This is a genomic window from Lysobacter sp. HA35 (assembly GCF_054061195.1).
On record NZ_JBSSDY010000001.1, the window covers coordinates 15135 to 40717 of the forward strand.

Annotated in this window: 26 protein-coding genes; 9 read left to right on the plus strand and 17 right to left on the minus strand. The window is 67.4% G+C overall.

Translation table 11 applies throughout. The annotated features are described in order from the left end of the window. Positions 1–4 precede the first annotated feature (4 nt). Positions 5–469 carry an N-acetyltransferase family protein gene (locus ACVWZN_RS00075; protein ID WP_456952125.1) on the plus strand — a complete coding sequence of 155 codons (465 nt, stop codon included), beginning with the start codon at positions 5–7 and terminating at the stop codon, positions 467–469. Between the two features lie 3 nt (positions 470–472). Here ACVWZN_RS00075 and ACVWZN_RS00080 read toward each other — a convergent pair whose 3' ends face one another. Genes ACVWZN_RS00080 through ACVWZN_RS00095 form a run of 4 tightly spaced genes read right to left on the minus strand, consistent with a single transcriptional unit; the run spans position 473 to position 3022 of the window. Next, positions 473–1420, minus strand: a complete 948-nt coding sequence (locus tag ACVWZN_RS00080; RefSeq protein WP_456952126.1) for a histone deacetylase family protein — start codon at positions 1418–1420, stop codon at positions 473–475. Between the two features lie 41 nt (positions 1421–1461). Then, the gene (locus ACVWZN_RS00085) at positions 1462–1848 is read right to left on the minus strand and encodes a VOC family protein (RefSeq protein WP_456952127.1); all 387 of its coding nucleotides are present in this window, start codon (positions 1846–1848) and stop codon (positions 1462–1464) included. A 44-nt stretch (positions 1849–1892) separates the two neighbouring features. Next, positions 1893–2447: a cob(I)yrinic acid a,c-diamide adenosyltransferase gene (locus ACVWZN_RS00090; protein ID WP_456952128.1), complete on the minus strand. Its 555-nt coding sequence runs from the start codon at positions 2445–2447 to the stop codon at positions 1893–1895. After that, complete coding sequence (locus tag ACVWZN_RS00095; protein ID WP_456952129.1) at positions 2447–3022, minus strand: hypothetical protein; 576 nt, start codon at positions 3020–3022, stop codon at positions 2447–2449. The genes ACVWZN_RS00090 and ACVWZN_RS00095 overlap by 1 nt, the downstream gene beginning before the upstream one ends. 88 nt (positions 3023–3110) lie before the next feature. Between ACVWZN_RS00095 and ubiH the strand changes: the two genes are divergently transcribed. After that, positions 3111–4355 (plus strand): 2-octaprenyl-6-methoxyphenyl hydroxylase, encoded by a 1245-nt coding sequence (gene ubiH / locus ACVWZN_RS00100; protein ID WP_456952130.1) that lies wholly within the window; start codon positions 3111–3113, stop codon positions 4353–4355. Next, positions 4352–5524 carry an FAD-dependent oxidoreductase gene (locus ACVWZN_RS00105; protein ID WP_456952131.1) on the plus strand — a complete coding sequence of 391 codons (1173 nt, stop codon included), beginning with the start codon at positions 4352–4354 and terminating at the stop codon, positions 5522–5524. The genes ubiH and ACVWZN_RS00105 overlap by 4 nt, the downstream gene beginning before the upstream one ends. A 152-nt stretch (positions 5525–5676) precedes the next feature. Here ACVWZN_RS00105 and ACVWZN_RS00110 read toward each other — a convergent pair whose 3' ends face one another. The 5 genes from ACVWZN_RS00110 to ACVWZN_RS00130 form a co-directional block, all read right to left on the minus strand. Continuing rightward, complete coding sequence (locus ACVWZN_RS00110; RefSeq protein WP_456952132.1) at positions 5677–6291, minus strand: hypothetical protein; 615 nt, start codon at positions 6289–6291, stop codon at positions 5677–5679. Positions 6292–6400: 109 nt separating this feature from the next. Next, on the minus strand, positions 6401–7507 hold the full coding sequence (gene rlmM, locus ACVWZN_RS00115) for a 23S rRNA (cytidine(2498)-2'-O)-methyltransferase RlmM (RefSeq protein ID WP_456952133.1): 1107 nt from the start codon (positions 7505–7507) through the stop codon (positions 6401–6403). A gap of 7 nt (positions 7508–7514) precedes the next feature. Next, positions 7515–8090: a nucleoside deaminase gene (locus tag ACVWZN_RS00120; protein ID WP_456954667.1), complete on the minus strand. Its 576-nt coding sequence runs from the start codon at positions 8088–8090 to the stop codon at positions 7515–7517. Positions 8091–8095: 5 nt separating this feature from the next. Further along, entirely contained in the window at positions 8096–8578 is a 483-nt protein-coding gene (locus tag ACVWZN_RS00125; RefSeq protein ID WP_456952134.1) for a hypothetical protein, read from the minus strand. A gap of 23 nt (positions 8579–8601) precedes the next feature. After that, complete coding sequence (locus ACVWZN_RS00130) at positions 8602–10347, minus strand: glutamine--tRNA ligase/YqeY domain fusion protein (RefSeq protein ID WP_456952135.1); 1746 nt, start codon at positions 10345–10347, stop codon at positions 8602–8604. 72 nt (positions 10348–10419) lie between these two features. On the opposite strand from ACVWZN_RS00130, the gene ACVWZN_RS00135 reads away from it, so the two are divergent. Together ACVWZN_RS00135 and msrA are read left to right on the plus strand one after the other, a co-directional pair. After that, positions 10420–10683 carry a putative signal transducing protein gene (locus ACVWZN_RS00135; protein ID WP_456952136.1) on the plus strand — a complete coding sequence of 88 codons (264 nt, stop codon included), beginning with the start codon at positions 10420–10422 and terminating at the stop codon, positions 10681–10683. 113 nt (positions 10684–10796) lie between these two features. Then, a complete protein-coding gene (msrA, locus tag ACVWZN_RS00140) occupies positions 10797–11456 on the plus strand; it encodes a peptide-methionine (S)-S-oxide reductase MsrA (RefSeq protein ID WP_456954668.1) in 660 nt (219 codons plus the stop codon). 344 nt (positions 11457–11800) lie between these two features. Here msrA and ACVWZN_RS00145 read toward each other — a convergent pair whose 3' ends face one another. The 4 genes from ACVWZN_RS00145 to ahpC form a co-directional block, all read right to left on the minus strand. Continuing rightward, the gene (locus ACVWZN_RS00145; RefSeq protein WP_456952137.1) at positions 11801–12445 is read right to left on the minus strand and encodes a hypothetical protein; all 645 of its coding nucleotides are present in this window, start codon (positions 12443–12445) and stop codon (positions 11801–11803) included. 3 nt (positions 12446–12448) lie between these two features. Further along, entirely contained in the window at positions 12449–13387 is a 939-nt protein-coding gene (locus ACVWZN_RS00150) for a LysR substrate-binding domain-containing protein (RefSeq protein WP_456952138.1), read from the minus strand. Between the two features lie 430 nt (positions 13388–13817). Continuing rightward, the gene (gene ahpF / locus ACVWZN_RS00155) at positions 13818–15413 is read right to left on the minus strand and encodes an alkyl hydroperoxide reductase subunit F (protein WP_456952139.1); all 1596 of its coding nucleotides are present in this window, start codon (positions 15411–15413) and stop codon (positions 13818–13820) included. Positions 15414–15592: 179 nt separating this feature from the next. Continuing rightward, positions 15593–16156, minus strand: coding sequence for an alkyl hydroperoxide reductase subunit C (gene ahpC, locus ACVWZN_RS00160; RefSeq protein ID WP_027082370.1), 564 nt, complete (start codon positions 16154–16156; stop codon positions 15593–15595). A gap of 215 nt (positions 16157–16371) precedes the next feature. On the opposite strand from ahpC, the gene ACVWZN_RS00165 reads away from it, so the two are divergent. From ACVWZN_RS00165 to pip, 4 genes are all read left to right on the plus strand, one after another. Continuing rightward, positions 16372–19056, plus strand: a complete 2685-nt coding sequence (locus ACVWZN_RS00165) for a M1 family aminopeptidase (RefSeq protein WP_456952140.1) — start codon at positions 16372–16374, stop codon at positions 19054–19056. 138 nt (positions 19057–19194) lie between these two features. Beyond that, positions 19195–20424 carry a GGDEF domain-containing protein gene (locus ACVWZN_RS00170; RefSeq protein WP_456952141.1) on the plus strand — a complete coding sequence of 410 codons (1230 nt, stop codon included), beginning with the start codon at positions 19195–19197 and terminating at the stop codon, positions 20422–20424. Between the two features lie 25 nt (positions 20425–20449). Further along, entirely contained in the window at positions 20450–21262 is an 813-nt protein-coding gene (prmC, locus tag ACVWZN_RS00175) for a peptide chain release factor N(5)-glutamine methyltransferase (RefSeq protein ID WP_456952142.1), read from the plus strand. 68 nt (positions 21263–21330) lie between these two features. Further along, on the plus strand, positions 21331–22275 hold the full coding sequence (gene pip / locus ACVWZN_RS00180) for a prolyl aminopeptidase (protein ID WP_456952143.1): 945 nt from the start codon (positions 21331–21333) through the stop codon (positions 22273–22275). A 57-nt stretch (positions 22276–22332) separates the two neighbouring features. On the opposite strand, the gene galE is transcribed toward pip, so the two are convergent. Genes galE through ACVWZN_RS00200 form a run of 4 tightly spaced genes read right to left on the minus strand, consistent with a single transcriptional unit; the run spans position 22333 to position 25495 of the window. Further along, complete coding sequence (gene galE, locus ACVWZN_RS00185) at positions 22333–23304, minus strand: UDP-glucose 4-epimerase GalE (protein ID WP_456952144.1); 972 nt, start codon at positions 23302–23304, stop codon at positions 22333–22335. A 28-nt stretch (positions 23305–23332) separates the two neighbouring features. After that, positions 23333–23917 carry an NUDIX hydrolase gene (locus tag ACVWZN_RS00190; RefSeq protein WP_456952145.1) on the minus strand — a complete coding sequence of 195 codons (585 nt, stop codon included), beginning with the start codon at positions 23915–23917 and terminating at the stop codon, positions 23333–23335. A gap of 31 nt (positions 23918–23948) precedes the next feature. Next, the gene (locus tag ACVWZN_RS00195; RefSeq protein ID WP_456952146.1) at positions 23949–24890 is read right to left on the minus strand and encodes a 5'-3' exonuclease; all 942 of its coding nucleotides are present in this window, start codon (positions 24888–24890) and stop codon (positions 23949–23951) included. Further along, positions 24890–25495: a nitroreductase family protein gene (locus ACVWZN_RS00200; RefSeq protein WP_456952147.1), complete on the minus strand. Its 606-nt coding sequence runs from the start codon at positions 25493–25495 to the stop codon at positions 24890–24892. Before ACVWZN_RS00200 ends, ACVWZN_RS00195 begins: the two co-directional genes overlap by 1 nt. Positions 25496–25583 lie beyond the last annotated feature (88 nt).

Consider the following 25583-nt stretch of genomic DNA (forward strand, 5'->3'; position numbering starts at 1 on the left):
TTGCATGGATTTCGCGATCCGCGCCGCGACGGAACACGATCACGACGCGATCCTCGCGCTGGTTCCGCGACTTGCGGCAACCGGAACGCCGGCCGGTCGCGATACCGAACAGGTGCGCAGCGCTGACATTGCCGCCGTTACCGAAGCTCTGCAAGAAACCGACGGGCGCAGCGCATTCTTCGTCGCCGAACTCGATGGCGCGATCGGCGCATTCATCCACGTGCGCCGCATCCGCGACTACTACACGCAGTCGGACATCGCGCATGTGTCCGATGTGGTCGTCGGACCGCATGCGGAAGGTCACGGCATCGGTCGTGCATTGATGGCGACGGCGGAAGACTGGGCGAAGGCGCAGGGCTTCGCGCTGATCCAGCTCTATGTGTTGCCGGAGAACGACTCCGCGCGCCGGCTGTACGAGCGCGTCGGCTATACGCCGGAGTGGCTGAAGTACGTCAAGCCGCTGGACTAAGCGTCACCAGCTCGCGCCATCGGCGACCAGCGCGCCTGCATGCGCGGCGGCCGATTCGGCGAGCGCCTGCAGGTCATAACCGCCTTCGAGCATCGAGACGATGCGGCCGTCGCAATGGCGACGCGAAATCTCGCGCAGCTGGCCGGTGATCCACAGATAGTCGACCGCCTCGAGTTCGAGCTGTGCAAGCGGGTCGCGTTGGTGCGCATCGAACCCCGCCGAGATCAGCAGCAGCTGCGGCGCGAACGCATCGACTGCCGGCAGCAGCGTTTCGCTCCACGCGCGACGGAAGCCTTCGCTGCTCGTGCCCGGCGGCAGCGGCGCATTGAAGATGTTGCCGATGCCGCGCTCATGCGCATGCCCGGTCTCCGGATACAGCGGCAGCTGGTGCGAGCTGCAGAACACGACGCGCGGATCGTTCTCGAAGATCGCCTGCGTGCCGTTGCCGTGGTGCACGTCGAAGTCGACGATCGCAACCCGGTCGAGCCCGTACGTATCGAGTGCATGCGCGGCGGCAACCGCGATCGAGTCGAAGAAGCAGAAGCCCATCGCGACGTCGCGCGTGGCGTGGTGGCCGGGCGGGCGCACCGCGCAGAACACACGACGCGCCTGGCCTGTCATCACCGCATCGACCGCGGCGACGCCGGCACCGGCGGCGCGCAACGCGGCTTCCGCGGCGCCGGGCGAGAGGAAGGTGTCGGGATCGAGCTGCACTGTGCCTTCCGCGACGGCGGTATCGAGCACCTGCGCAATCAGCGAGTCGTCGTGCACGCGCGCGAGCTGCTCCCGCGTCGCGAGCGGCGCCTCGGCCCAGGGCAGGTCGGGGTAGGTGTCGCGGATTGCGTCGACGACGGCAGCAAGCCGCTCGGGACGCTCGGCATGGCCCGGCGGCGGCACGTGCGCGGCGCAGGCGGGGTGGGTGAGGAGCAGAAGCGGGAGGGTGTCGGCCATCGGCGGATTCTCGCTCGAACGTTCCCGCGCGTCGCGGGCGGTCAGGCCACGGCTTCGCGAAGCTGGAACACGTTGCCTTCCGGGTTCATCGCATTGCAGGCGATAAAGCCGGGGCCCTTCCAGCGCTCGTCGAAGAGCGCGCCACCGAGGTCGGTCGCAGTGCCGGCTGCCGCCTCGAGGCTGGCGATGGTGAAGAAGAACTTGAGCGCGCTGTCCTCGCGGCGCTCGGGCGGCGAGGTGATCACGATATCCACGGCGTACTCGTCGGGGATGCGATGCACCAGCAGCTGCAGGTCCGGTGTATCCAGCACGACGATCTCGTCGCGCGCATGCAGCCGCGTCATCCCGAGCAGCCGTTCGTAGAACGACGCGACGCGTTCGAGATCCTTGGCGTAGACGAACAATCCGGCGCGTGCGGGTCCTGCCATGGCGGCGTTCCTCTGAGGAAGACGCGGAGTCGATGCAGCGACGCTCAGCCGTGGCGACGCTCGTGGTTCCACAGCACTTCGCCGTGGCCGCTCGCACGCGCGAGCACTCGCGCCAGCACGAATAGCAGGTCGGACAGGCGATTGAGATAGCGCACCGCTTCCGGCCGCACGGTTTCCACGCGCGCCAGCGCGACGCATTCGCGCTCGGCGCGTCGCACGACGGTACGCGCGATGTGGCAGCGCGCTGCAGCCTCGCCACCGCCCGGCAGGATGAAATCCTTCAGCGGCGGCAGCGGGTCGTTGAAGCGGTCGAGCTCGCGCTCGAGGCGGTCGATGTCGGCATCGAAAATTGCGGCGTGGCCCGGAATGCACAGCTCGCCGCCGAGGTCGAACATCTGGTGCTGGATCGATGTCAGCAGTTGCGCGACCTCATCGGGCAGCTGCGCCGCCAGCACCAGGCCGATGCAGGAATTCGCCTCGTCGACCGTGCCGTAGGCATCGACGCGCGGCGAATCCTTGCCGGTACGCGAACCGTCGCCGAGGCCGGTGGTGCCGTCGTCGCCGGTGCGCGTGTAGATCTTCGAAAGGCGGTTGCCCATCAGCCCGCGGCGAGCGCGCGGTCACGCGACAGCGAGGTCGCGACGACGTGCACCACCGCCGCGCCGGCGACGTACATCGCGGCCGTCTGCATGTACGGGAACAGGTACTGCACGTAGTTCTGCCACCAGCCTGCGAACGACGGCGACGACACCGAGGCCGACACCCAGTAGAAGCTGCCCTGCGCGATCAGCTGGCATACGATCGAAGACGCAACCACCGACACCGCGAGCAGGCCGAGCGAGCGGACGTCGGTCGCGACATTGCGACGGCGCAGCCACATGCCGCCCGCCCACATCGCGAAGTACGCCGGCGCCAGGCACCAGTACGCGGCGGACACGCAGTAGTGCTGCCAGAAGTTCTGGCCGCTGCTGCTGATCACCGCGTAGTCGACGACGACGGCCAGCGCCATCAGCACCGGGAACGCCCAGCGCGTCCACGTCGACAGGTAGAAGCCGCCGATGAAGAACACGGCCCACGACGCGTCAGGAATCGGCGCGAAATGATTGATGCGCGTCGCCGCCATGAGCGCGGCGAGCAGCGTGAGGATCAGGGTGCGCTGGGCGGTGGCAGTCATCGGTCGCTCCGGGAAAACGGGGCCGGCTCGGAGCCGGCGAGCCCCGCATTCTAACGGACCCCGCGCGGGCAGGCCGTATCATGGCCGCATGAACGACGCCGCCTTGCGCACGCACGACCTCGTCATCGTCGGAGGCGGTCTGGTGGGCGCGAGCCTCGCCCTCGCGCTCGAGCCGCTGGGCCTCGACGTCGCGCTGGTCGACGCGACGCCGGCTGGCGAAATGCCTGCGGTGTTCGACGAGCGCTCGCTGTCGTTTGCCGAGGCGACCGTCAACGCGCTGGACGCGCTCGGCGTGATGCCGAAGCTGCGCGCGGCCGGCGGACCGATCCGCCGCATCGTCGTCACCCGGCAGGGCGATTTCGGACAGGCGCGGCTCGACGCCGAACGCTACGGACGCACCGCGTTCGGGCAGGTCGTCGTTGCCCGCGATTTCGGACATGCATTGGAAGCGCGACTGGAGACCGTGCGCGGACTCACGCGTTATCGCCCGGCGCGACTGGTTGCAACGTCGCTCGATGGCGCGATGCGTCGGGTCACGCTGCAGGGTTCGGATGGCACGGTCGAACTCGCAGCGCCGCTGGTCGTCGGCTCGGACGGCACCGCGAGCGCGCTGCGCGCTGCGCTCGGCATCGACACGACGGAAACGGATTACGGCCATGCCCTGTTCGTCGCGCGCCTGCGTACCGAGCGCGCGCCTGATGGCACCGCGTACGAACGACTGACGGACGACGGGCCGACCGCACTGTTGCCGCGCGCCGATCGACATTACGGGCTGGTGCACGGTGTCGCGCATGACGAAGCGGACGCAGTCGAAGCTCTGGATGACGACGCCTTCCTCGCGCGCCTGCAGTCGCGCCTGGGCTGGCGTCACGGCCGGCTGCTGAGCTGCGGTGCACGCAGTCGTTACGCGGCACGACGAGTGATCGCGAACGCCACCGTGGCGCCGCGCGCAGTGTTGATCGGCAATGCCGCGCAGACCATCCATCCGCTCGGCGCGCAGGGTTTCAACCTCGGCCTGCGCGATGCGCTCACGCTCGCCGAGGCAGTCGGCGCCGCATTGCGCGACGGCCGCGATTCGATCGCTGACGACGTGATGCTGCATCGCTACGCCGAACGCCGCGTCGAAGATCGCCGTCGCACGCTCGCGTTTTCCGACCGGCTGCTGCGCATCGGCACCGCGCGCGGCGCGCTGATGCGTCCGCTGCGATCCCTCGCATTGCTATCGCTCGATCACCCGTCGTGGCTGCAGGCGTGGCTGGTCGGCGGTGCGATGGGGTATCGCGGTGACGTGCCGGCACTCTGCCGCGGCAACGACGGACGACGCAGCGCATGAGCCGTCGCGACGTGGTCGATATCGCAGTCGTGGGCGGTGGCGTGGTCGGCGCGGCCGCAGCGCTCGCGTTCGCGCGTGACGGCTGGAGCATCGCGCTGCTGGAAGCACGCGAACCGCCGCCGTGGCGCAACGACTCGCCGGACCTGCGCGTCTACGCGCTCGCACCGGACGGCATGGCGCTGTTCGACACGCTCGACGTCGGCACGTCGATCCGTGCGGCGCGCGCATACCCGTATCGCGGCATGGATGTATGGGACGCCGCCGGTGGCGGCGCGCTGCGTTTCGATGCCGACCGTTTCGCGCGTCGCGAGCTAGGCTGGATCGTCGAACACGCGTTGCTGGTCGATCGCCTGTGGCAGGCGCTGCAACGCGAGGACGTGGCGTTGCATGTGCCGGCATCCGTCGCCGGATTCGAGCAGGACGATGCACGCGCGACGCTGCGGTTGGAGGACGACCGGCGCCTGCAGGCGAAGCTCGTTATCGCAGCCGACGGCGCGGCATCGTCGCTGCGTGCCTTCGCGAACATCGACGCACCGGTGCACGACTACGCGCAGGGCGGGCTTGTCGCGTATGTCGAAACCGAATTGCCGCTTGATGCGACCTGCTACCAGCGCTTCCTGCCGACCGGCCCGCTCGCGTTCCTGCCGGTAGCGGAACACCGCGCGTCGATCGTTTGGTCCGCGCCAATCGATGAGGCGAAGCGGCTGCGTGATCTCGACGACGATGCACTGGCCGTCGCGCTGACCGATGCATCCGGCGCGCGTCTCGGGAGTGTTCGTCCGGTATCGCCGCGTGCCGTTTTTCCGCTGCGACGCCAGCTCGCCGGGCGTTATCGCGAAGGCCGCCTGCTCCTGGTCGGCGACGCCGCGCATGTCGTGCATCCACTGGCGGGGCAGGGCGTGAACCTCGGGCTGCGCGACGTCGCTGCGCTGCGTGCAGCACTGCCGCGTACCGGGCGTGATACGGATCCTGCGACGTCGCGTCTCGCACGATGGGCGCGCGAACGACGCAGCGCGAGCGCCCGCGCCGCGTACGCGTTCGAAGCGATCAACCGGGTGTTCTCGAACGACGCGCCGGTGCCGACGATGCTGCGCGGCTCGTTGCTGGGACTCGCGGGTCGCATCCCGCCGTTGCAGCACGCGCTCTGGCGCGAGGCGGCGGGGCTGTAATTACCGCGGGCGCGCCGGGTCGGTCGCGGATGGAGCGATTGGCCGGAGTTCGTTGACCCCGCCTGCGGATCGCAAGTTGCCAAAGCGCGCGTTCGTCATGGAAAAAAAAGATGCCCCGCATGTGCGGGGCATCGAGTACAAGTGACCTGCGCTCAGCGACCGCTGCCCATCGCGGTGCCGCTGAACTTGTCGAGTTCGGCGCGCGACAGGCGGCCGTCGCGATTCGTGTCGATGCGCTTGAACGCGGCGTTGTATTCCGCGCGCGTGACCGAACCGTCGCTATTGCCGTCGAACAGCGCGAAGTCGTTGCCCGACGTGCCGGTCATGCCCGACGTCGACATCGAGCTGCTGCCGTTGCTCATGCCGGAATTCGACATCGAACCCGAACCCGAACCCGTGCCGGTGCCGCTGCTCGCGGTGCTGCCGGATGTCGTGCCCGACGTGCGGCCGGACGCAGTCGTCGCGCCGGTGCGACCCGTACCGCGCGCGTCGGTCGTGCTGCCGTTTGCATCGGTGCTACCCGATTGCCCGACGACGTTGGTCGAATGGCCGTGCGCGTCGGTGTTCTGCTCGGTGGTGCCCCAGGCGCTCGTGCTCGTGCCTGCGCTGCTCACGCCGGTGCGCGCGCCGGTGTTGGACTGCGAACCGCTGGTACCGGTGGAGCCCGTGGAGCCGGTCGAACCGGACGTGCTCTGCGCGAACGCGGGGGCGGCAATGCCCAGCGTGGCGAAAACGGCGGCAGTGATCAGTGTGTTCTTGATGGTCATGGTCGTGCTCCTCATTGAGAGGTGCGCGACGTTAGGCCTCGCGTGATCAAGCCCACGTCCAAGCGGCGCGGTTTTCCCGGGGAAAACCGCCGCTGGAGTCATGCAACGCTCAGTTACTGATACGCGCGAAAACGGTGATCTCTTCGCGGTCGTGATAGAGCTGCTTCGCACGCCACTCGACCGGTCGACCGACTTCGCGCTCGAACAGTTCGAGGCACTGTCGCGTTTCATCCCAGCGCTTCTTCATCGGCAACTTGAGGTTGAAGATGGTGCGGCGGCACCAGCCTTCGCGCAGCCACGTGGCCATGCGTTCGGCGACGCGTCGCGGCTGCTCGACCATGTCGCAGACCATCCAGTCGAGCGTGCGTCGCGGTTGCCAGACAAAACCATCCGCACGCACGTGTTCGACGTAACCGCTGTCGAGAAGGTGCTGCGCGAGCGGGCCGTTGTCGACACTGACCACGCGGACGCCGTTGCGCATCAGCACCCAGCTCCAGCCACCTGGCGCGGCGCCGAGATCGGCCGCGTGCATGTTGTCGCGCAGCCAGGTCTCGCGTTCTTCCGCATCGAGCAACGTCAGCAGGGCTTCTTCGAGCTTGAGCGCGGAGCGGCTTGGCGCCTGCGGATTCATGCGAAGCCGCGGGATACCCATCGGAAAGCTGCTGCGATCCTTCGGCGCGGTCACAGCGAGATGCGCGTGGTCGCCCGACTCGAGCAGCACGTGCAGGTGCGGACGATCGGGCGAATCGATGTGGGTCAACCAACCGGCTTCGCGCAGCGCGGGACGCAGCGCATTGCCGAGGGCGCGCGCGAGTGCGGCGAGCGGCTTGCCTTCGTCGCTGTCGGGATGCTCGACATGCACTTCGCCGAAGTGAAGCTCCGGCGTGCCGAGTGTCGCGGCCATCGCATCGATGATCGCGCCGACGCGATCGGGTTTGACGCCCGGTCGCGCACCGAGCGTCGGCAATTCGGCGAACGCGACGAGCTTCTGTCGCGCGAAGATCAGGTCGCGCAGCGGCAATGCGTCCGACAGTGCTTCGGCGTCGTCGCAGACGAAACGGACGAAGCCGGTGCCGCGCTCGGTGCGCGCATAACCGGCGAAGCTGAGCATGCCGGCGCGTTCGCTCAGTTCCGCCGCGAGTTCCGGCTCGAAGCCTGCGCGGCAGTAGCCAAGCAGTGCGGGCTGCGCGATCGCGGTCGTGTTGGAGGCGGCCATGGCGGCGTCAGTAACGCGCGCCGCCGGACGACGAATAGTGGCGGAGCACGTCGCAGGCGGCGTCGCGCTGCACGTCGCGCACCACCGAAACGCCGCGGCGTTCGAGTTCGCCGACCCAATCCACCGGCAGCGGGCCTTCGTCGAATTCCGTCAACGCTTCCACGTCTTCGCTGCGCGCGCCGATCAGCAGGCGGTCGATGCCGGCCCAGACCGTCGCGCCGTAGCACTGGCAGCACGGCTGCGCGGACGTCGCGAGTGTGATCGGGCCGACGCGCTGGCCGGTGTCGTCCTCGTTGAGGCGCGGCCGCTGCGTGCGCTGCTGCGCGAGCATGTAGGCCATGGTTTCCGCATGCGCGACCGAGCACGTATGCGGCAGCACGCGATTGACGCCGACGGCGATGACGCGATCGTCCGGCCCGAACACCGCGGCGCCGAATGGGCCGCCGCTGCGTGCATCGACATTGCGACGCGACAGATCGATCGCCAGCGCGACCTTCGCGTCGTCGCCTTCATAAGCGCGTGCGGTATCCACCGCGTCATGCACCCACGCGGGAAGCGTGAGGTGCACCTGTGCGTACAGCATCATCGTCATTGAGCCACCGGTGTGGAGCTGCTGCCCGAATCGCGGCACGTGCCGGCGACGCAGCTGCAGCTCTGGATGTCCTTGAAGCCGCAGGTCGACGACATGCCCTGTCGCGCGCAGTCGGCCTGTACCGCCGCCGGATCGACCGGCGAATTCTTGTTGACGCAGGCCGGCATCGCGCCGCAGCAACTGCCGACGTTCTTGACCGTGCAATCCGAATCGCTCGCGCAGCTCGTCACCAGCTTCGGCGCGCCGTGCATCTCGACGCGTTGGGGCGGCAGGCCAGTGCTCTTGATTGGGTGATGTGCCGGCGCCGTGTTCTGCGCTGCGCTCGCGGGTGTCGACTGCGCGGGTGGCGCATCGCGCGATGCAAGCGACGCATCGTTCGACGTCATCGCCTCCGGTGCACCACTCGCCGTCTGCGGACGTGCGCAACCTGCGGCGAGCAAGAGCGCGCACAGGATCGGAACGAACGTGGACAGGCGCATGGCGATGCTCCGGTGGGGAATGCTCAAGCCTTGCCCGACCACGTGTCACGCAGCGTGACGCTGCGGTTGAACACCGGGCGATCGGCGCGATGGTCGTAGCGGTCGGCAACGAAATAACCGATGCGCTCGAACTGGAAGCTCGTCTCCGGCGCAGCCTGCGCGGCGGACGGCTCGACGTAGCCCGTCACCACGCGACGCGATTCCGGATTCAGGTAGTCGCGATAGGTCTTGCCGTCTTCGTCGACGTCCGGATCCGGCACGGTGAACAGGCGGTCGTACAGGCGGATCTCCGCTTCGACCGCGTGCTTCGCGCTGACCCAGTGGATCGTGCCCTTCACCTTGCGGTTCGCGCCTTCCATGCCGGGGCGCGATTCGGAATCGAGCGTGCAACGCACTTCGACGACACGGCCGTCCGCATCCTTGATCACCTCGTCGCAGCGCACGATGCCGGCGCCACGCAGGCGCACGTCACCGCCGACGGTGAGACGCTTGAAACCTTTCGGCGGGACTTCCTCGAAATCCTCGCGCTCGATCCACAGCACGTTCGAGAACGGCACGCGGCGGTCGCCGGCGGATTCGTCCTTCGGATGGTTGGAGAACGTCAGCGATTCCTCGTGCCCGTCGGGCAGGTTGGTCAACACGAGCTTCAGCGGATCGACCACGCCCATGCGGCGCTGCGCCGCGGCGTCGAGATCGTCGCGCAGCGCGCCTTCAAGAATGGAGATGTCGAGCAGCGAGTTCTGCTTCGAAATGCCCACGCGGTCGACCATCAGCTTCAGCGCGCCCGGCGTATAGCCACGACGACGAATGCCCTGCAGCGTCGGCATGCGCGGATCGTCCCAGCCGTCGACCAGGCCGTCGTTCACCATCGCGAGCAGCTTGCGCTTGCTCATGACGAGGTAGTTGAAGTTCAGGCGCGAGAACTCGATCTGCCGCGGCTTGGCGGCTTCGCGCGGGAAGCCCTTGTCGAGCAGCGGCTTCAGCAGTTCGGCGTGATTGACGAGGTCGACCTTGTCGACGCACCAGTCGTACAGCGGGCGGTGGTCCTCGAACTCCAGTGTGCACAGCGAATGCGTGATGCCTTCGATCGAATCGCTCAGCGAATGCGCGAAGTCGTACATCGGATAGATGCACCACGCGTTGCCTGTGTTCTGGTGCTCGACGTGCTTGATGCGGTACAGCGCGGGGTCGCGCAGGTTGATGTTGCCGCTGGACATGTCGATCTTCGCGCGCAGCGTTCGTGCGCCGTCAGCGAACTCGCCCGCGCGCATGCGGCGGAACAGGTCCAGGTTCTCGTCGACGCTGCGGTCGCGGAACGGCGACGGGCGGCCCGGCTCGGTCAGCGAGCCGCGATACGCGCGCACCTCCTCGGCGGTGAGGTCGTCGACATAGGCATCGCCCTGCGCGATCAGCTTCTCGGCGGCGAGGTAGAACACCTCGAAGTAGTCGGACGCATGGCGCAGCGAGTTCCACTCGAAGCCCAGCCAGCGCACGTCGTCCTGGATGGCGCGCACGTACTCGGGGTCTTCCTTGGCCGGGTTGGTGTCGTCCAGCCGGAGGTTGCAGCTGCCGCCGAACTCGGCCGCGACGCCGAAGTCCAGGCAGATCGCCTTCGCATGCCCGATGTGCAGGTAGCCGTTGGGCTCCGGCGGGAACCGCGTACGGATCGCCTGGTGCTTCCCGGCCGCGAGGTCCTCGCGGACGATCTGGCGGATGAAGTCGTTCTTGACGCCGGTTTCAGGCGCGGCGTTCTCGGGCGATGCGGACATGCGGGCTTGCAACCACGTGGGGAAGCCCGCAGTTTAACGAAGAAGGCCGTTCCGGCCCGCCGCGAGGCCGCCATGAAGCCCGTTTACGACGCAGCGAACCTCATCGACGCCCACCTCGTGCGCCATGCGCTCGAGGACGCGGGCATCCCGGTGTTCATCCGCGGCGAGGCGTTGACCGGTGGCATGGGCGAACTGCCGCTGTACGGCGTCGTGCAGGTCTGCGTGCCGGAGGTGGCGTGGCCGCAGGCGGATGCCGTCGTGCGTGCGCTCGATTTCGGCACGCCGCCCGATGCCGACGCCGAACCCGACTGGGACGCCGGCCTCGTGCCGATCTGACGCATCCGTCGCCGCGCGCGCGACGTATCCATCGACGCCGCATTCGCATCGCGGGTGCTGCGCTGTCCACATTGCCGGCGGGGCCGGTCGAAGGAGTCCACATGCTCGAGAAACTGCTCGGAATCGGCGCGCACAAGCAGCGCCTGCCACGCGCCGGCGAAGCGCTGCCCGGCCGCGACACCGCGATGCGAGTGCACAACGCGCATCACGTCCACGGCCGCCCGATCCAGGGCGACTTCGCCGGCTTCGAGCAGGTGCAGTTCGGCCTCGGCTGCTTCTGGGGCGCCGAGCGGCTGTTCTGGAAGATCCCCGGCGTGCACACGACGGCCGTCGGCTATGCCGGCGGCGAAACGCCGAACGCCACCTATCGCGAAGTCTGCAGCGGCCAGACCGGCCACACCGAAGCCGTGCTCGTCGTCTACGACCCCAAGCAGGTCACCTTCGACGTATTGCTCAAGGCGTTCTGGGAAGGCCACGACCCCACGCAGGGCATGCGCCAGGGCAACGACACCGGCACCCAATACCGCTCCGCCATCTACTGCACGACGCAACCCCAATACGACGCCGCCATCGCCAGCCGCGACGCGTACGCCGTGAAACTGCGCGACGCCGGCCTCGCGGACATCACCACCGAAATCCGCTACCCGGCGCCCGAGTTCTACTACGCCGAAGACGACCACCAGCAATACCTGTCGAAGATTCCGAACGGGTACTGCGGACTTGGTGGCACGGGTGTGAGCTGTCCGATTGGTTCGGGTGTTGAAGCGGGTTGATGGGATGCGAGTGCAGCGGTGCTGGCAACACGCATAGTCGCTCCCGCATTCGTTCGCGCGAATCCGAACGCGAGTGTGTTTTGCAGTCCATCAAACGCTACAACCGCCAACAAGAATCGTGAGACCCGAAGGGCAGCGCGCAGGACGCGCGCTGTCCGCACCCGAGCCAGGATGGCGAGTGTGCGGATCGCGTCAGGCGAACCCGATCGCAGGCTGTAGATCCGTCGGGGAAGGCGCTTTCTTTTGGTTACTTTTCTTTGCGCCCGCAAAGAAAAGTGACTCGGTCGCGAAGCGAACGAAAGCCTTTGCTCAATCTTCGACGTCATACGGTGACCGGCGCGCAGTCACCGCGAAACCCTCCGCAAAGAACAAACGTAAATCACCTCACACGCCCCATCCCCACTGTCATCCCGCGACATCGAACTCCGCCACGTCCACCCATCAGGCGCATCCGCCTCGACCAGCCACCCGTCGATACGCACCCGATCCCCCGCATGCACATCCGCAAGCGCGGACGCCGCATCGAGATTCGCCGGAATCATGTGCATGTTCGCGCTCGATCGCACGATCTCGTCCGCCGGAATCGGCGGATCACCGCGCCAGCGATACATATACCAACGCCCCGACTGCGAGATGTCCAAGCCTTTGAGTACGGAGTCATCGCGCATCCGTCCCCAGCCGAGCGCGAGATCGGTAGGCGACAGGTCCGACTCGCGACCCATCGAATAATCCTCGCGGGACAGCACGCGCGCATCGACGCTGAAACCCGCGAGCGGTTGCAACGTAGCCGCACGCAAGCGGAACGGTCCGACACCGGAACGAACCTCGCTCTGCAACGGCTCGCCGAACGCAGCGACGCTCGGCGGCATCGGACAACTGACCGCGCCGACTGCTTCCGCAGCGCGAGCGCGATGGTGACTCGGCCCGATCGGCGAGAACCACCAGCCGACCGCGACGACCGCAAGTGCGATGACCAAGCTGCGACGCATGCGTCAGCTCTTGCGACGTCGCGACGCGGGTTTTGCGGCGGGCGGCGTGAGCAGGCCTTCCGGCAGGCGCCGGAATTCCGCCGCGAGTTGCTCAAGGAATGTGCTCATCGCGGAACTGCGTCTCCACACCATGGCGATGCGCCGATGTGGCACGTCGCCGGAAAACGGCAGCAGCACGAGGTCCGGCGACGGCGGCACCGGCGGCTGTACCGCGAGCATCGGCAACAGCGTCATGCCGACGCCGGCTGCAACCATCTGCCGCAGCGTTTCCAATGACGTCGCGCGAAAACCCTGACGCTCGCCCGCGCCAGCGAGGCGGCAGACATCCAGCGCCTGGTCGCGCAGGCAATGGCCTTCTTCGAGCAGGAGAAGATCGGCATCGCGCAGGTCGTCGCCATGCAGCGTGCCGCGCGAGGCGATCGGATGCGTGCGCGGCGCGGCGAGCACGAACGGTTCGTCGAACAGCGGCTCGATACGCAGCTGGTCGTCGTGCAGCGGCAGCGCGAGGATGGCGGCGTCGAGGCGGCCGTCGCGCAGTCGCTGCAGGATCTGGTCGGTCTTCTCTTCGACGAGCAACAGTTCGAGGCGCGGGAAACGTGCGCGAACGCCGGGCAGCACATGCGGCAACAGGTAGGGGCCTAGCGTGGGGAACAGGCCGAGGCGCACGCTGCCGGCTTCCGGATCGCGGCTGCGACGCGCGAGTTCGATCATCTGGTCGACTTCGGCGATCACACCGCGCGCGCGTTCGGCAACTTCGCGGCCGATGGGCGTGAGCATCACGCGGCGCGGGGCGCGTTCGACGAGCGATACGCCGAGCTCGTCTTCGAGCTTGCGGATCTGGGTGGAGAGGGTGGGTTGGCTGACGAAGCTCGCCTGCGCGGCGCGGCCGAAATGGCGGTGGTCGGCGAGGGCGACGAGGTATTTCAGGTCACGCAGGTTCATTGCTCGATGGTAGGGGCGCTGGGGGCGGTTTTCCATCGAAAGCAGTGGATCGATTCATTGCATCGATAGGCGGCATGCGGCGCGATGTCGCCTGGCGGGTTGGGGGCAAAGGCGTTTCGTGCGCTGTCGCGCCCGAGTCACTTTCTTTGCTGGTGCAAAGAAAGTAACCAAAGAAAGCACCTTCCCCGACGGATCTACAGCCTGCGACTGGGCGAGCCTTACGCGATCCGCACACTCGCCATCCTGGCTCGGGTGCGGGCGGCGCGCGTCCTGCGCGCCGCCCTTCGGGTCTCACGATTGGTTCGGCTGTTGTGGCTCGGTAAGCCGCTGCGATTGGCGTGACGTCACCTTGCGACGTGACGACTGGACGGTCAGGCCGCTGCGTCGATCGGGCGCAACGAACGCGCCCGCGCCCAGCTCGAACAGAGCTTCACGCTGCCTGCGATTGCGATTGCGCCTGCTCCGCCGGCGCCGACGATCGAATCAGGTGATCGAACGCGCTTAACGCCGCGGTTGCACCGGCACCCATCGCGATGACGATCTGCTTGAACGGCACCGTGGTTGCGTCACCAGCAGCGAACACACCAGGAATATTCGTTGCGCCGCGGTCGTCGATGATGATTTCGCCGCGCGGGGTGAGTTCGACGGTGCCCTTCAGCCATTCGGTGTTGGGCAGCAGGCCGATCTGCACGAACACGCCTTCGAGCTCGATCGTGCGCGCATCGCCGGACACGCGATCCTTCATCACGAGGCCGGTCACCTTGGCGCCGTCCCCGAGCACTTCGGTGGTCTGCGCGCTGACGATGACGTCCACGTTGGGCAGGCTGCGCAGCTTGCGTTGCAGCACGTCGTCGGCGCGCAGCTTGGAATCGAATTCGATCAGGGTGACGTGGGCGACGATGCCGGCGAGGTCGATCGCGGCTTCCACGCCCGAATTGCCGCCGCCGATCACCGCGACGCGCTTGCCCTTGAACAGCGGGCCGTCGCAGTGCGGGCAATAGGCCACGCCCTTGTTGCGGTACTGGTCTTCGCCGGGCACGCCCATCTGCCGCCAGCGCGCGCCGGTGGTGACGATCACCGACTTCGACTGCAGCGATGCGCCGTTCTCCAACTCGACCGTGATCAAACCGCCCGGCTGTGACGCCGGCACGAGCTTGGTCGCGCGCTGCAGGTTCATCACGTCGACTTCGTAGTCGCGCACGTGCTGTTCAAGCGCGGTCGCGAGCTTCGGTCCTTCGGTGTACGACATCGACACGAAGTTCTCGATCGCCATGGTGTCGAGCACTTGGCCGCCGAAGCGTTCGGCGGCGACGCCGGTGCGGATGCCCTTGCGCGCTGCATAGATCGCGGACGCGGCGCCTGCGGGACCACCGCCGACGACGAGCACGTCGAACGCTTCTTTATTCGCAATCGATTCCGCTGCACGCGATGCCGCGCCGGTGTCGAGCTTCGCAAGTACCTGTTCGACCGTCATGCGGCCCTGGTCGAACGGCTGGCCGTTGAGCAGGATGGTGGGCACCGACATGATGCCGCGCGCTTCGACTTCGTCCTGGAACAGCGCGCCGTCGATGGCGACGTGGTGGATGTTCGGATTCAGCACGCTCATCAGGCTCAGCGCCTGCACCGTGTCCGGGCAGCTCTGGCACGAGAGCGACATGTAGGTTTCGAAGCGGAACTCACCTTCGAGCTGGCGCACCTGGTGCGCGACGTCGTCTTCGATCTTCGGCGGGTGGCCGCCGACCCACAGCAGCGCGAGCACCAGCGAGGTGAACTCGTGGCCGAGCGGAATGCCGGCGAAGCGCACGTCGACATCAGTGCCGTCGCGCACGATGGCGAACGACGGGCGACGCTCGCAGTCGTCGGTGCGTTCGTACTCGACCTTGGCGGACAGCGTGGCGATGTCGCGCAGCAGGCCTTCGAGCTCGCGCGAGGCGTCGGAATCGTCGAGCGACGCTTCCAGGCGGATCGGCTGCTGCAGGCGCTCGAGGTAGGTGGAGAGCTGGGACTTGAGGCTGTCGTCGAGCATGGGTAGAGGCTCCATGGCGAACGGGAAAACACAGGGCGCACATCGCCACAACGCCGTGCAAGACGGCGTCGACGATGGCGGGGAAGGAGTCGAACGCTGGCGGCAGTGTCGTGTGGCGCGACGCCGCTGCCGTCAGCCGTCGATGGACGCCGCGCGACGTGCGCGGCGTCCCCGATGGGTCAGATCTTGCCGACGAGGTCGAGCGACGGCTTGATCGTGTTGGCGCCCTGCTGCCACTTGGCCGGGCAGACCTCGCCCGGATGCTCGGCCACGTACTTGGCGGCCTTGAGCTTGCGCAGCGCTTCCTTCATGTCGCGGGCGATCGCGTTGTCGTGCACCTCGTAGGCCTTGATCACGCCTTCCGGGTTGACGATGAACGTGCCGCGCAGCGCGAGGCCTTCCTCGTCGATATGCACGTCGAACGCGCGGGTGAGCTGGTGGGTCGGGTCGCCGACCAGCGGGAACGTCGCCTTGCCCACGGCCGGCGAGGTTTCGTGCCAGACCTTGTGCGAGAAGTGCGTGTCGGTGGTGACGATGTAGACCTCGGCGCCGTTGGCCTGGAACTCGGCGTAGTTCTCCGCGGCGTCCTCGACCTCGGTCGGGCAGTTGAAGGTGAAGGCGGCGGGCATGAACACGACCACCGACCAGTGGCCCTGCAGGCTCTTGTCGCTGACTTCGATGAACTTGCCGTTGTGGAACGCCTGGGTCTTGAACTCCGGAACCTTCTTGTTGATCAGGGACATGCGATCTCCTGTGGATGGGGGAAATGGACCGACGAGCATCGTATCGGCCACCGGATGGTCGATCAAATCGATTGATCCGATACGGCCGATAGGCGCAGGCAATGGATGAGCCCGCTCGAAGCGTGACCGCCGCCGCGAAACCGGGACTTTCGACCTACGCGGCCGGTGGGCGCGGCCCCGTACGCTCGGGAGTTCATCTCCGGGGAGCACCACCGATGCACCGACCGCGCCGCCATGCCCTTGCCATCGCCCTCGCACTCGCCACCTGTGGCGCCGCGCAGGCGGCCGACACGACCGTCCCCACCGGCCCGTTGCCGCGTACCGTCGTGCCGACGCTGGTGCAGCTCGAACTGAAGATCGATCCGAAGCAGGCCAACTTCAGCGGCAGCACGCACATCGATGCGGACATCGCCGAAGCGACCGACACCGTGTGGATGCACGGCCGCGGCCTGAAGATCGCCAGCGCGCAGGCGCATGTCGGGAAGAAGGCGTATCCGCTGACGGTGACCGAAGCCGATCCGTCGGGCGTGCTGAAGCTCGTCTCGAAGACGCCGCTACCCGCCGGCAAGGCGACCTTCGACATCGCCTTCGACGCACCGTTCGGCGAGCTGCAGGGCGCGTACAAGGTCAAGCCGGACGGCCGCGACTACGTGATGACGCAGATGGAGCCGCTCGGCGCGCGCACCGCGTTTCCGTCGTTCGACGAGCCCAGCTTCAAGCAGCCTTGGGACATGACGCTGATCGTCCCGCAGGACGATGTCGCGGTCGCCAACGGTCCGGAAACGAAGACCGAAGCTCTGCCCGGCGGCTGGAAGAAGGTGACGTTCAAGCGCACCCAGGCGCTGCCGAGCTATCTCGTCGCGTTCGCGGTCGGCCCGTGGGATGTGGTGCCGGGTCCGGACATCGCGCCGAACGGTGATCGCACCGCGCCGGTCCACCTGCGCGGCGTCGCCGCGAACGGGCAGGGCGGCAAGATGAAGTACACGCTCGCTCATACGCCGGAGATCGTCACCGCGCTCGAGAACTACTTCGGCATCCCGTATCCGTTCGACAAGCTCGACAATCTCGCGGCGCCGGATTTCTGGGCGGGCGCGATGGAGAACGCGGGCCTTATCGTCTATCGCGATTCGCTGATGTTCCCCGACGAAACCTCGTCGGTCGGCCGTCGACAGAGCTTCTGGGGCACCAGCTCGCACGAGCTCGCGCACCAGTGGTTCGGCGACCTCGTCACCACGCGCTGGTGGGACGACATCTGGCTCAACGAAGGTTTCGCCACTTGGATGGGCAACAAGATCCACGGCCAGCTGCAGCCGCAGGCGCATACCGACCGCGGCCTGCTGGAAGGCGCGATCGGCGCGATGGGTGCGGACAGCCTGGCATCGACGCGTCGCGTGCATGAGCCGATCCGCGACTACCGCGACATCGAATCCGCGTTTGATGGCATCACCTACCAGAAGGGCGGCGCGACGCTCGCGATGTTCGAGCGCTATATCGGCGAGGACAAGTTCCGCGAAGGCATCCGCAACTACCTGAAGGCGCATGCGCGCGGCAACGGGACGAGCGCGGACCTCATCAGCGCCGTCGCTGCGCAGAGCAATGATCCGGCCGCGGTATCGAAGGCGTTCTTCGGCTTCATCGATCAGCCGGGCGTGCCGTACGTGAAGGTCGACCTCGACTGCTCGGGTGCGAAGCCGGCGTTGTCGATCACCCAGCAGCGCTACCTGCCGATCGGCTCGACCGCGAGCGCAACAGGCGAGTGGGGCATTCCGATGACGATCCGCTACGCCGACGGCACGACCGTGCGCGAGCAGAAGTCGCTGGTCACCGGCGCGCAGTCGCGTGTGGAACTCGCCGAAGCCACGAGCTGCCCGAAGTGGGTGATGCCGAACGGGTACGGCGCGGGTTACTACCGCTTCGCGCTGTCGCCGAAGCTGCAGGCGTCGCTCAACGATGCATTCGCCACGCTCGACGAACGCGAGCAGCGCATGGTCGCCGACTCCGCCGTTGCCGCGTACGGCGCGGGCACGCTCACGCCGTCGCAGCTGCTCGCCGCACTGCCGCGCTTCGCGAACGCGAACGTGCGCCAGACCGCGACCGCCGGCATGGGGTCGACGGAATGGATGAGCGAACGTCTCCTCGGCGACGACAAGGCACGCGACGCGTTCCACACCAAGGTCGCGGCGATCTACCGCCCGCGCCTGGAACGCCTCGGCCTGACGCCGAAGCCCGGCGAGGCCGAAGACGACGCGTTGCTGCGCAGCTCGCTCGTCGACTTCTTCGCGCTCAACCTGAAGGACCCGGCGGTGCGCAAGGAAATGAACCGCGTCGGCCGCCAAGTGCTCGGTCTCGACGGGGACGGCCAGCTGCATGCCGACGCCGCCGCACGCGACCTGCGCGACACCGCGCTCGTCGTCGCCCTGCAGGAGGGCGGCGCCCCCGCGTTCGATGCCGCGGAGAAGTACTTCCGCGCCAGCCAGGACGCGGTGCTGCGCAGCGAACTGCTGACCGCGATGGGCGCCACGCACGTGCCGGCGCTTGACGACCGGGCCCGCGCGCTGGTGTTCGAGAAGGGCCTGCTGCGTCGCAACGAGATCTTCCCGATCGTGGGCGGGCAGACCGATACGGTGGCCACTCGCACCGCGTTGCGTGACTGGGTCGACGCGCACTTCGCCGAACTCGAGGCGCGCCTCGCCCCGGCGGGTGCGTCGCTGGTCCGTCTGTACTCGGCCGGCATGTGCAGCGATGCCGATGCCGACGCCCTGCAGGCGAAGTTCACGCCGCGCATGGCGCAGGTCGAAGGCGGCCCGCGCGAACTGGAGCAGACCGTCGAAGGCATCCGCCTCTGCGCCGCTCAGCAGAAGGCCCGCAACGGCATGCCGCTGGACTTCGCGACGCGCTGATCGCTCGTCAGTACCACCGGCGACGGGCGGCCTTCGGGTCGCCCGTCGTCGTTTAGCGATCGGAGGTCGCCGGATGCCGCGTCAAGCAGCCGTTCGGCACAAACATTGCATCGCATCGGGCGGGAACCAAGGAGCCGGATGGACCTGATCGGCCAACTCGACAGCGCGACGCTCGCCTTCGTCACGGGGCTGGCCGGGCTGTTGCTCGCCGCGACCATGGCCGGCATCCGCACGGCCGGCATGCGCAACGACGCCCTCGTGTTCTGGGGCGTCGCCGGGCTGGCCGCGGGCATCGCCCACCTGCTCGCCCACCTGACCCTCGGCTTCCACATCCAGTTGCCGCGCCGCGAGTCGCTGGCGGTCGCCAATGCACTGGTGACGCTGGTGCATGTCTCGCTGCTCGCCGGCGTGCGCGTCTTCCTCGGCAAGCGTTCGTACTGGTTCCCGCTCGCGCTGCTCGCAGTTGCGACCGGAAGCGCCGGCTACATCGCGCCGCAGGAATGGACCGTCCTCTCCAACCGCGTGCTGGTGCTGGCGCCGATCTACCTTGCGCTGGACCTCGTGGCCGGCTTGATGCTCTGGCGCGCCGGCACCTCGCATGGCGAGCGCTTCCAGAACCTCGCCGCGGCGTCCTTCCTGTTCAACAGCGCGGTGCTCGCGATGCGCATCGTGCACGCGCTGGTCTACCGCACGCCGGTAGGCATCTTCGACCGCGATCCGTTCCAGACGCTGGTCTTCGTGCTCGGCCTGGTGTTCATCGCCGTGCTGACGATGGGCCTGGCGCTGCTGATGTTCCGTTCGAAGGAACTGGAACTGCGCCGACTCGTGCATTCCGATCCGCTGACCGGCCTGTTCAATCGACGTTCGCTGTTCGACTACGCACAGCGCGAGCAGGCGCGCAGCGAACGCTACGGCACGCCGCTGGCGCTGGTGATGGTCGACATCGACGCATTCAAGTCGGTCAACGACACCTACGGTCATGCGGCGGGCGACGACGTGATCTGCGAGACCGCCGTGCGCGTGGCGTGCGGCCTGCGCGACGTCGATACCGCGTTCCGCCTCGGCGGCGAGGAATTCCTGCTACTGCTGCCGTCGACATCACTCGACGATGCGGTCGCGGTTGCGCAACGTCTGCGTCGCGCCATCTGCGAAACGCCGATCCCCGCGATCGGTCGCGCGGTCACCGCGAGCTTCGGTGTGTCCGAACTCGTACGCGGCCACGAGGACTGGGAGTCGGCGATGCGTCGCGCCGACGCCGCGCTCTATCGCGCCAAGGACGAGGGCCGCAATCGCGTGGTCGCGATGTCCGCCGCGCAGGCCGCGGCGGTCGCGGGCGCCGCGAACGGCGTAGTGCTCGACGTACCATAAGCCCCCGTTTTTCCGGAACCGACGCATGCGCATCGACGCCCTGTTGCGCGACGCACGCACGCGGCTCGACGCCCGAGAAGCCGAGCACCTGATGGCGCACGTGCTCGGCCGTCCCGCATCGTGGTTGTTCGCGCATGGCGACGACGAGATCGATGGCGCGAAGCGCGATGCCTTCATGCATCTGGTCGAGCGACGCGTCGCCGGCGAACCCGTCGCCTACCTCGTCGGTCGACGCGGCTTCTGGACCTTCGATCTCGATGTCACGCCGGCGACGCTGATCCCGCGGCCGGAAACCGAACGCCTCGTCGAACTCGCGCTCGAACACGCGGCACCGAATGCATGCATCGTGGACCTCGGCACCGGCAGCGGCGCGATCGCACTAGCACTGGCGAGCGAGCGACCGAACGCAACAGTGATCGCCACCGACGCGAGCGCCGATGCACTCGACGTCGCGCGTCGCAATGCCGCACGCCTGCAGCTCGACCGCATCGATTTCCGCCAAGGCAGCTGGTACTCGCCGCTGGCGGGCGAGCGCTTCAATGTCATTGTGAGCAACCCGCCCTACATCGCCGACGGCGACCCGCACCTGCAGCAGGGCGACCTGCGACACGAACCTGCCACCGCGCTCGCGTCAGGCCGCGATGGCCTCGACGACATCCGCGTGATCGCCAGCGGCGTGCGCGCGCATCTCGTCGCGGACGGCTGGCTGCTCGTCGAACACGGCTACGACCAGGGCGACGCCGTGCGCCGGATATTCGTCGACGCAGGCCTCGTCGAGGTGCACACCGCGCAGGACCTGGAACATCGCGATCGCGTCACGCTGGGCCGAGCAACGTAGCCCGGACGGCACATGCCGCCGCGTCATGCGGGCGCCTAGACTGCCGGACTCCTCCGAGACAGATCGCCATGCGCAGCCTGTATCCAGAGATCGAACCCTTCGACAGCGGCATGCTGCAGGTCGACGATCGCCACACGCTGTACTACGAACAGTGCGGCAATCCGAACGGCAAGCCCGTGGTGATCCTGCACGGCGGCCCGGGCGGCGGATGCAGCCCGAAGATGCGGCAGTTCCACGACCCGGCGAAGTACCGCATCGTGCTGTTCGACCAGCGCGGCTCCGGTCGTTCGACGCCGCATGCGGACCTCGTCAACAACACGACATGGCATCTCGTCGCCGACATCGAAACGCTGCGCGAGAAGCTCGGCATCGATCGCTGGCAGGTGTTCGGCGGTTCCTGGGGTTCGACGCTCGCACTCGCGTACGCGCAGACGCATCCGCATCGCGCGACCGAGCTCGTGCTGCGCGGCATCTTCATGCTGCGTCGGTGGGAACTGGAATGGTTCTACCAGCAGGGTGCATCGCGACTGTTCCCCGAAGCGTGGCAGCAGTACATCGCCGCGATTCCGCCGGTCGAACGCCATGACCTGATCAGCGCCTACCACCGGCGTTTGACCAGCGACGATCCGGCAACGCGCCTCGCAGCCGCGCGCGCATGGAGCGTGTGGGAAGGCGCGACGTCGTTCCTGCATTACGACCCCGACTTCACCGCCGCGCACGACGAAGCCGAGTTCGCGCTCGCGTTCGCGCGCATCGAGAACCACTACTTCGTGCACAGCGGTTTCTTCGAAACCGACGACCAGCTGCTGCGCGACACGCCACGCATCGCACACATTCCCGGCGTGATCGTGCACGGCCGTTACGACGTGGTCTGCCCCGTGCAGAACGCATGGGACCTGCACCAGGCGTGGCCACTCGCGCAGCTGGTGATTACGCCGGCGTCCGGGCATTCGGCGTTCGAGGTCGAGAACATCGATGCGTTGATCGCGGCGACGGATCGATTCGCCAGCTGACGACTGCATCGCGGCTGCAAAGAAAAAGGCGAGCTACGGCTCGCCTTTTTCGTTCGATCAGTACGCGGGCGAGCGATGCCATGCCCACGCGGTTTCGATGATCGGTTCGATGCGATCGAACTTCGGCGTCCAGCCGAGCTTCTCGCGGGCCTGCGCGCTCGATGCGACCAGCACCGGCGGATCACCCGCGCGACGCGGGCCGATCTCGTAGGGAATGTCGCGACCGCTGACCTTGCGCGCGGCCTCGATCACTTCGAGCACCGAGAAACCATTGCCGTTGCCGAGGTTGAAGCGGTGCGCGCCCGGCTCGCGATCCATCCAGTCGAGTGCGCGCAGATGCGCGTCGGCGAGGTCGAGCACGTGCACGTAGTCGCGCACGCAGGTGCCGTCGGGTGTCGGGTAGTCGTTGCCGAACACCTTGAGTCCTGCGCCTTCGCCGTTCGCCGCCTTCAGCGCGTTCGGGATCAGGTGCGTTTCCGGCTCGTGCGATTCGCCGATGCCTTCGTCCGCCGCCGCGCCCGCGGCGTTGAAGTAGCGCAGCGCGACCGAGCGCAGGCCGTACGCGTTCGCGGCATCGGCGAGCACGCGTTCGACCATCAGCTTCGACGCGCCGTAGGGATTGATCGGATTGGTCGGATGCGTCTCGTCGATGACATCGCTGACCGGGTTGCCGAACACCGCGGCGGTCGACGAGAACACGAGTCGGTCGACGCCGTGGTGGCGCATCGCCTCCAGCATGTTGATCGTGCCGGTCACGTTGTTCTGGTAGTAGGCGTACGGGTTTGTTACCGATTCGCCGACCAGCGATCGCGCGCAGAAATGCATGACCGCATCGACCTTGCGATCGAACGCGGCGTCAAGCGTTTCCGGTTTGAGGATATCGGCGTCGACAAGTCGACCCCAGCGCACCGCCTCGCGATGGCCGGTGAGCATGTTGTCGAGGACGGTGACTTCGTGGCCGGCGCGCGAGAGCGCGAGGCAGGCGTGCGAGCCGACGTAGCCGGCGCCGCCGCAGACGAGGATGTGCATGGTCGCTTCCGTGTGAGGCGTGCGGATTCTAGGCGGCGCTATCGTCAGCGGCCCGCGAAGGCGCGAGCGGCGAGCCGTCCGGATTGCGCTCGAGCATCCACAGCCCGCCCCACAGTTTGAGGTCGATTTCAAAGCCTTCCGCGTGCTTGCGCATCAGCCACGCGGGCGCTTCTGTGCGTGGCACGTGGTGCACGGTGATGCCTTCGTCGTCGATGCCGCCGCCTTCACCCACGCGAACAAGTCCGGTGGCACGCACGAACGCGATGCGCTCGCTGCTCATGCCGGCGGTGGTGGGGCCGACCAGCAGCACTTCGAGATGCGCGGCGTCCCAGCCGGTTTCCTCGATGAGTTCGCGACGCGCGGCGTCGATCAATGTGTCGTCGTCCTGCACGTCGCCGACGAGGCCGGCCGGCATTTCGATGGTCGACTTGCCGAGCGGCATGCGGAACTGCTCGACGAACAGCACGTCGTCGTCAGGCGTCGCCGCGATGATGATCACCGCCATGCCGTGGCCGTGCACGCGCTCGGCGTATTCCCAGCGGCCGCGCTTCACCAGTCGCAGCCAACGGCCTTCGTGCAGGGTTTCGAGCGGGGCGTCGCGATCGTCGGTCATGGTCTGCAGGCTTCGATTCCTGCAGCCGATGCTAGACGGTCTCGGATGCCACCGGTATGAAATCGATGCCGCAGGCGGCGTGGATGCGGCGACGCGTGAGCGGGCCGAATCGCAGGCGTTCGCAGAGATCGAGCAGTGCCTCGCGTTGCGGCTCGCCGCGACGGAACAGCGCGTCGGCACCTTCGCAGGGCGCATCGAGCGCGATGGTGGTGAGTTCGCGACACAGCAACGCCTGCTCGCGATGCGTCTTCAGCTGCTGCGCGCAACGTGCGGCGCCGCGCAGCGACGAGAGATACGGCACTTCCTCGACGCGACGCAGCAGCTCGTCCAGCGTGCCGAAGTGCCCAAGCAGGATCGCCGCCGACTTCGCGCCGATGCCGGGCACGCCGGGGATGTTGTCGATCGCGTCGCCGGTGAGCGCGAGGTAGTCGGCGATCTGGTCGGCACGCACGCCGTGACGCGCCGGCACGCCCGCCGCGCTCCAGCGCTGGGCACGTGCGAAGTCCCATTGCTCGTCCTCGTCAGTGAGCAACTGCGACAGATCCTTGTCGGCCGAGACGATCACGCCACGGAAGCCGTGCGCACGTGCGACATGCAACGCGCTACCGATGAGGTCGTCCGCTTCGTAATCGGTATGCCCAAGGATGGTCAGGCCCATCGCCACGCACAGCGACTTGCAGGCCGCGAACTGGCGCTTGAGTTCGTCCGGCGCGCGGTCGCGATTCGCCTTGTACGCCGGATAGACGCGATTGCGGAAACAGCTGTCGAGCGCTTCGTCGAAGGCGACGACGACATGCTCGGGGCGAGTGCGTTCGAGCAATTCCAAAAGGAAACGCGCGAAGCCGTGCACCGCATTGGTCGGCCAGCCGTCCGAGTCGGTGAACTCGTTCGGCATCGAATGCCAGGCGCGGAACACGTAGACGCTGGCGTCGACGAGATGCAGGGTGCGGGGCGTCGTCGACGCGGGTGTCATCAGGGTGTCCAGTCGGTGAGCAGAAGCGCGGGGTCGGGGCGGTCGCGCTCGGGCGCGTGTTGGCGGATCGACCCGAGATGGATGAAGCCCGCGACGACTTCGTGGTCGGCCACGCCGAGCACGCGACGCATCGCGGGATCGTAAGCGGCCCAGCCCGTCAGCCAGACGGCGCCGAACCCGAGCGCCTGCGCCGCCTGCAACAACGCAAAGCATACGGAGCCCGCGCTGAGCAGACGCTCACTGGGCGGAATCTTCGCGTCCTCGCCCTGGTCGGCGACGACCGCGATGATCACCGGTGCATGCAGGAAGCGTTGGCGATCCTTCTCGATCACCGCATCGCTGGCATCGGGATCGCGCTCGCGGCTTCGCGCGGCAAGACGCTCGCCCAGCGCCTCGCGCGCCGCGCCTTCGATGCGCACGAAGCGCCAAGGCACCCGTTTTCCGTGATCGGGGACACGAACCGCGGAGCGAAGCATGCGCATCACCTGCGCATGATCGGGACCGGGGTCACATAACTGCATCGCAGGCACGGAGCGTCGCGCGTCGAGCACGTTCAACGCTTGGAAATCACCGCCTGTCGGCGTCGTTTCGGTCGCTTGGGACATGGCGCACAGATCGGTAAAGGAAGTCAGGAAGTGACGCAGATTGCCACTATCCTGCATATCCAGTCGAACCCGTTACAGCGGCGACACC